The 1,612-nt window shown below is 55.1% G+C and carries 1 other annotated feature (running past one end of the window).

Going from position 1 to position 1,612, the window contains the following annotated elements:
• Window positions 1–1,565 (bottom strand) — a sequence feature (mutual gap in cmsearch alignment for this rRNA model is longer than 100) (it extends 1,462 nt beyond the left edge of the window).
• Window positions 1,566–1,612: the final 47 nt, after the last annotated feature.

Below are 1,612 nucleotides of genomic sequence, written 5' to 3'. Positions count from 1 at the left end.
CCCGGGTTAGGACTCTTAGCACCACTGGATTAGCTTGGGCGGTTGTTCGCCGGTACGGGAATATCAACCCGTTGTCCATCGACTACGCCTGTCGGCCTCGCCTTAGGTCCCGACTTACCCAGGGCGGATTAACCTGGCCCTGGAACCCTTGGTCTTTCGGAGGACGGGTTTCTCACCCGTCTTTCGCTACTCATGCCTGCATTCTCACTCGTGTGGCGTCCACGGCTGGATTACTCCGCCGCTTCACTCGCCACACGACGCTCTCCTACCACTCCGCACGACTGAACCACGAAGGCTTGTCTGTGTGCGAAATCTACAACTTCGGCGGTGTGCTTGAGCCCCGTTACATTGTCGGCGCGGAATCACTTGACCAGTGAGCTATTACGCACTCTTTCAAGGGTGGCTGCTTCTAAGCCAACCTCCTGGTTGTCTGTGCAACTCCACATCCTTTCCCACTTAGCACACGCTTAGGGGCCTTAGTTGGTAGTCTGGGTTGTTTCCCTCTCGACGATGAAGCTTATCCCCCACCGTCTCACTGCTGCGCTCTCACTCACCGGCATTCGGAGTTTGGCTGACGTCAGTAACCTGTTGAGGCCCATCGGCCATCCAGTAGCTCTACCTCCGGCGAGAAACACGCAACGCTGCACCTAAATGCATTTCGGAGAGAACCAGCTATCACGAAGTTTGATTGGCCTTTCACCCCTATCCACAGCTCATCCCCTCCATTTTCAACTGAAGTGGGTTCGGTCCTCCACGACGTCTTACCGTCGCTTCAACCTGGCCATGGATAGATCACTTCGCTTCGGGTCTAGGACATGCGACTGAATCGCCCTATTCAGACTCGCTTTCGCTACGGCTGCCCCACACGGGTTAACCTCGCCACATATCACTAACTCGCAGGCTCATTCTTCAAAAGGCACGCCGTCACCCCTACAAGGAGGCTCCGACGGTTTGTAAGCAAACGGTTTCAGGTACTATTTCACTCCCCTCCCGGGGTACTTTTCACCTTTCCCTCACGGTACTTGTCCGCTATCGGTCATCTGGGAGTATTTAGGCTTATCAGGTGGTCCTGACAGATTCACACGGGATTTCTCGGGCCCCGTGCTACTTGGGATACACATCCGGCCATAACACCATTTCGTCTACGGGGCTGGCACCCACTACGGCCCGGCTTTCAAACCGGTTCGACTATGATGCGCTGTAACCGTCCCAGTCCGGCAGAACTGAGCGACGTGTCCCACAACCCCGACCATGCAACGCCCGCCGGCTATCACACATGATCGGTTTAGCCTCATCCGCTTTCGCTCGCCACTACTCACGGAATCACATGTTGTTTTCTCTTCCTGTGGGTACTGAGATGTTTCACTTCCCCACGTTCCCTCTACCCGCCCTATATATTCAGGCGGGAGTCACCAGGTCGACAAGTCGCCTGGCGGGGTTTCCCCATTCGGAAATCCTCGGCTCACAGCTCGATTATCAGCTCCCCGAGGCTTATCGCAGATTTCTACGTCCTTCTTCGGCTCCAGATGCCAAGGCATCCACCGTTTGCTCTTAGAAACTTGACCACAAAGATTAAAATTGCGATCGACTCGAACAACAACCAACCCGAAGG

It is taken from the genome of Curtobacterium sp. NPDC092190 (assembly GCF_044755625.1).
In the GTDB taxonomy this organism is placed as follows: Bacteria; Actinomycetota; Actinomycetes; order Actinomycetales; family Microbacteriaceae; genus Curtobacterium.
This window is presented reverse-complemented; position numbering and strand designations above follow the sequence as displayed.